At 67.9% G+C, this 4,114-nt stretch carries 6 protein-coding genes and 1 pseudogene; 4 read left to right on the plus strand and 3 right to left on the minus strand.

The features are described from left to right. Window positions 1-96: 96 nt before the first annotated feature. A complete protein-coding gene (locus ABD823_RS34105; protein WP_344867034.1) occupies window positions 97-738 on the minus strand; it encodes a nucleotidyl transferase AbiEii/AbiGii toxin family protein in 642 nt (213 codons plus the stop codon). Then, on the minus strand, window positions 738-1,058 hold the full coding sequence (locus ABD823_RS34110) for a hypothetical protein (RefSeq protein ID WP_344867036.1): 321 nt from the start codon (window positions 1,056-1,058) through the stop codon (window positions 738-740). Before ABD823_RS34110 ends, ABD823_RS34105 begins: the two co-directional genes overlap by 1 nt. A gap of 771 nt (window positions 1,059-1,829) precedes the next feature. On the opposite strand from ABD823_RS34110, the gene ABD823_RS34115 reads away from it, so the two are divergent. The 4 genes from ABD823_RS34115 to ABD823_RS34130 all read left to right on the plus strand — a co-directional run bounded on the left by ABD823_RS34115 (window position 1,830) and on the right by ABD823_RS34130 (window position 3,760). Next, a complete protein-coding gene (locus ABD823_RS34115) occupies window positions 1,830-2,120 on the plus strand; it encodes a transposase (protein WP_344867038.1) in 291 nt (96 codons plus the stop codon). Beyond that, window positions 2,117-2,710, plus strand: a complete 594-nt coding sequence (locus tag ABD823_RS34120) for an IS3 family transposase (protein WP_344867040.1) — start codon at window positions 2,117-2,119, stop codon at window positions 2,708-2,710. Before ABD823_RS34115 ends, ABD823_RS34120 begins: the two co-directional genes overlap by 4 nt. Further along, window positions 2,656-3,276 (plus strand): integrase core domain-containing protein, encoded by a 621-nt coding sequence (locus tag ABD823_RS34125; protein ID WP_344867042.1) that lies wholly within the window; start codon window positions 2,656-2,658, stop codon window positions 3,274-3,276. The genes ABD823_RS34120 and ABD823_RS34125 overlap by 55 nt, the downstream gene beginning before the upstream one ends. A 151-nt stretch (window positions 3,277-3,427) precedes the next feature. Further along, window positions 3,428-3,760 carry a helix-turn-helix domain-containing protein gene (locus tag ABD823_RS34130; protein ID WP_184542979.1) on the plus strand — a complete coding sequence of 111 codons (333 nt, stop codon included), beginning with the start codon at window positions 3,428-3,430 and terminating at the stop codon, window positions 3,758-3,760. A gap of 100 nt (window positions 3,761-3,860) precedes the next feature. On the opposite strand, the pseudogene ABD823_RS34135 reads toward ABD823_RS34130, so the two are convergent. Then, window positions 3,861-4,114, minus strand: a pseudogene (locus ABD823_RS34135) (hypothetical protein); the annotation flags it as partial.

The raw sequence follows: 4,114 nt of genomic DNA on the forward strand, positions 1-4,114 counted from the left end.
CAGGAGATCCCCAGCAAGCCCATGACCTGGCCGGATGACATTATCGGCAGGCGCAGAGGCGCCATCGGAACTTCCCACCCCGAACCCGGAAAGCGATCATTCGCTCTTCCGCAGCTCCTTCTCCCACTCGCCGAAGCGCTCCCGGATGGCCTCAGCCTCGATCGCATCGACGCCGTACACGGCGAACTCCTCATCGGTACGGCGGCGCACGTACGCCAGCATCTCCGCGAACACCTCCCGATCGAACCCGGCATCCCGGCGAGCGGCCAGGTCCAGAAGCTGATCACGCGTGTACCGGCCCGACTCCACGAGCGCGTCCACATCGATGAAGTCACGAGCGAGCGCGCGATTGAACAACGCCTCGGTCTTCCCGGCCGCGACGTCATCCGGATGGAGGACCGGGCCCATCTCCATCCGCACCGGCGACTGAAAGCGCACGTCCGCGACGACCTCGACCTTGCAGCCATGACCTGTGCCACGCTCAGAGATCCACATCCGGACATACCGTTCAGTGCTCTGCAAGATCTCAGCCTGGTACCCGGCTGTTCGGTACGCCTCGGCCACCTGGTCCGCCGCCGCCGGGCAGTCCATGTCCAGCGCGCCGAACAGATCGACGTCCTCGCTGGGCCGCTCCACGATCCCGTACGCCTGCACCGCGTAACCACCGGCCAGCGCGAAGCCGTACTGATCGGCGACGCTGAGACCGATCTCAATCAGTCGTCGGTGGAAAGGGTCCATCACGCGGCTCGGTCACGCAGCCCGGTGAACCGCGACTCCCACAGCCGGCGGACCCGCACCGGCAAGATCAGATCAGGCCAGATGCGGACCAGCAGATCGGCGTTCAGGTACGCCTTGAGATCCTGCTCTCGGCCTTCCTGGATCACCTGCTCGTACATCACCCGCAGCGCCACCGGATCGGACAGGTCGTAGGAGCGTCGCGGGCTCCAGTCCAGCCAGCCGGGCAGCGTGACGATCCCGTCCGCAGGCCCGGTCAGCTCCTCCAGAGCGCGGGGAACCGCATACGGGCGGATGTTCGCGTAATTGAGCGCCCTGTCCATGCCTCCAGTGTGACATTTCCGCCGGAGTCCCACCTCTTTGATGACGCAACCCCACACGGGCAAGCCATCAGCGCGACCGACTTCGGCGATCACACCGTGAAGGCCGCCTTACCCCGATACGGTCCATGGTCAAGGACCCATGTTTGCTCGGTGGTTGCTCGCCTGTCGCGGTACGGCACGGCACACGGTGACAGCACCCGGCAGACCGGCGGGGACGCCGACGGACAGAACGGCACGAGACGGTACGCCGCGGCAGCAGACGTCATTGATCAAACCGACTTTTAATCCGTAGGTTCTGGGTTCGAGTCCCAGGCGCCCTACCAGTCGTGAGCAGGAACTTAGGCGCTGACCTGGGCCTTCGTTCCTGGTCACTTCCCCCGGCACATGCAGCCGGATGCAGCTGCCTGCCACTGGTCGCGGAACATACGCGGAATGGGACCAGGCCCGTCCGACCAGGTCAGCACCAGGATTCCGGACGCTGACGGAACGGTTCCGCGCACCTCAGAAGCAGGATCCGCGCTCCCGAAGCACTGCCCAAGCCCCCCCAAGTCGGTGCTGACCTACGAGATCACGTAGGAGATCCACACCCGGCCTCAGGATCAACCCCCGCACATGGTGAAGGGCCCCGAGGCTTGCCCGAGGTCCTTCCCTACGTTCCGCCGTCACGGCTGTCACGTCGTGAGTGCTTCCATGATCCTCTACCGCTTCAAAATCCATCACGTAGGGCTTGATGAGTTTCCCCTCGTAACGTGCTATGAGGAGGACAGGGCGATGGCTGAGAAGCGACGGAGGTTCGACCCGGACTTCCGGGAGGGCGCGGTCCGGATCGTCGAGGAGACCGGTACATCGATCGCGCAGGTGGCCCGGGACCTGGGCATCAAGGAAGGCACCCTGGCGAACTGGGTGAACATGGCCCGCCAGCGGCAGGCGAACGGCAACCTGGACGCCGATGAACGGGCTGAGCTGGTCCGGCTGCGCCGGGAGAACGCCGAGCTGCGGATGGAGCGTGATGTGCTCAAGCGCAGTGTCGTCCTCTGGGGCAAGGAAGCGACGCAGCGGTGAGCCTGGCCCGCTTCATCGCCGCTCAGAGGACCGTCCACCACGTGCCGCACGTGGTGGCCTGCCGGGCGGTGGGCGTCTCGCCCGCCTGGTTCTACAAGTGGCGGCGCCGCGACGGTCCCAGCGGACGCGAGTGCCGGCGGCGGCTCCTGGCCGGGGCGGTGGCGGCGGTGTTCACCGAGCGCAAGGGCGCTGATGGCTCGCCCCGGATCGCCGAGCGGCTGCGGCGGCGGGGCCGGCGGGTGTCGGACAACACGGTCGCGCAGATCATGCGGGAGCAGGGACTGGTGGCCCGGCCGTGCAGGCGGCGGGCGGGCACGACCCGTCCGGGCCGGGGGCGCTGGCGTGCCGCCGACCATGTCCGGCGGGACTTTTCCGCGCCCGCGCCTGATGTGCGCTGGTGCGGGGACGGCACCGAGATCCCCACCGCGGAGGGCAAGCTGTTCTTGGCGGCGGTGCAGGATCTGTTCTCCCGGCGGGTGCTGGGGTTCGCGATGGACGAGCGCAAGGGCGCGGTCCTGGCGATGCGGTCCTGGCGATGCGGGCGCTGCAGATGGCGGTCGCGGTCCGCGGTGGCGGTGTGGCCGGGGTGAGGTTCCACACCGACCAGGGATCGGAGTACACCGCGGGTCTGTTTCGGGCGGCGTGCGCGCGGATGGGCGTGGTGCAGTCGATGGGCCGGGCCGGATCGGCTCTGGACAACGCCGCGGCCGAGTCCTTGTTTTCCAGCATGGAGTTCGAGGTGCTGCGTGCCGGGCCGTTCGCGAGCCGGGCCGAGGCGCGTACGGCGGTCGCGGCGTGGATCGACGACTTCAACCATGTGCGGCTGCACAGTGCCGACGGGTTGCGCCCGCCGGTTGAGTTCGAGCGGCTGGATTCGGCTGTTCAGCAGCGTATCCGTGCCGCGAGCGCGGCGAAGAAGGAGGCGCGGCGCGCACGCAGGGCCGCGGCGCGGCCGGGCCGGGAGTGCGCCGCGCAGGGTACGGGGCCGTCTGCTCCGGCCTCAAGGGTCGCTGCCGCGATCGCTGTGCGACGGCCTGTGGCCGTCTTTGACCCCGGAGCCTCTACGGCCCCGTGGGGCAGGAGAGCGGGCAGGCCAGGGCCTGCCCCTGAGAGCGCGCGGCGCACGAGCAAGATCCTAAAAGCGCAAGATCACTAGATGGGAGTCTCTACGAGTCGAGGGGATTGCCAGCCGTCGTGCTTATCGCCGGCGACAAAGCAGGGGAATGGAACCGGTGGTACCGCACGGCGATCCCTTTGGCGGAGGAACGCTACGCCGCATACCGCGCCGAGAAGGAGGAGGAAGGCTGATGAGCGAGTTCGTGAAGTGGTCCGACACCAAGTCCAAGATCCGTGAGATCGATCCCGAGTGGGACTCCCCCGAGCGCGTCGCCGCCCGGGAGGCCAGCCGTGAGCAGCTCCGGGCGGAACTGCGCGGCACCCAGCTCGCCGAGATGCGCAAACGCCTGGGCATCTCCCAGAAGCTCCTGGCCGAACGCATGGGCGTCTCCCAGGCGCGCGTGTCCCAGATCGAGCACGGCCAGATCGGCGGCCTGGACGCCCTGCGTTCCTACGTCACCGCTCTGGGCGGCACGCTGGACGTGGTGGCCGACTTCGGCGACCACACCGTCAAGGTCGCCTGAACCATCCCCGCGGGTGGGCGATGGTCAAGGGCCCATGTTTGCTCGGTGGTTGCTCGCCTGTCGCGGTACGTGCGCCTGCCGAAAATTACATCCGTGCAGTTCAATCGGCATGTGAGTACTCGTGGAGGACTCCGCCGAGCCGGTCCCGTCTGCGGACGCTCAGCTCGGCGAGTCGCGTCGGATCCGTGATCGGGTCCGGGACGGCGCGCAGCGGGGCCGCTTGATCCAGTGCCTGATGGGCACGGTGCCGGTTGTAGAAGCGCTCGTACTCCCGTAGAGCGTGCCGCAGATGGCTCTCATTCCACAGCAGGCAGCGGTCGAGCAGCTCGCGGCGGCATGACTGCACCCACCGCT

This window comes from Planomonospora alba, assembly GCF_039534085.1.
Taxonomy (GTDB): domain Bacteria; phylum Actinomycetota; class Actinomycetes; order Streptosporangiales; family Streptosporangiaceae; genus Planomonospora_B; species Planomonospora_B alba.